Source organism: Dyella jejuensis (assembly GCF_044904675.1).
GTDB classification, from domain to species: domain Bacteria; phylum Pseudomonadota; class Gammaproteobacteria; order Xanthomonadales; family Rhodanobacteraceae; genus Dyella_B; species Dyella_B jejuensis.
In genome coordinates this window covers 1-371 of the sequence record NZ_JADIKJ010000085.1, presented here as the reverse complement: position 1 = coordinate 371, position 371 = coordinate 1, and the positions used below count along the sequence as shown (strand labels likewise).

The 371-nt window shown below is 71.4% G+C and carries 1 protein-coding gene; it reads right to left on the bottom strand.

What is annotated here, in order from left to right:
- Positions 1-360: AMP-binding protein (locus ISP15_RS18410; protein ID WP_404549461.1), on the bottom strand; the 360-nt coding region annotated here is incomplete at its 3' end.
- Positions 361-371: the final 11 nt, after the last annotated feature.

Genomic DNA, 371 nt, shown 5'->3' with positions numbered 1-371 from the left:
GCCGGCACCGCCGATGTACAGCTCGCCCGGCACGCCTTCGGGTTGCTCCTGGCCCTGGCGGTCCAGCACCAGGCAGCGCACATTCGCCATCGGCCGGCCGATCCGCGGCAGCGGACCTTCGATGCGCGTCACCGTCGCGTCCACCGTCGTCTCCGTCGGCCCGTAGGCGTTCAGCGCACCCTCGGCACGTCCCGCGTAGTGCGCCGCAAGGCGGCCCCACAGATTCGCGCTGATCGCCTCGCCGCCGATCACCACGGACGGCAGCGGTGCGCCCTGCACTTCCAGCAACGCCTCGACCTGCAACGGCGTGGCGTCCAGCACCTGGATCGATTCGCGCGCCAGGTACGCACGCAGTTGCATCGGATCCCGGC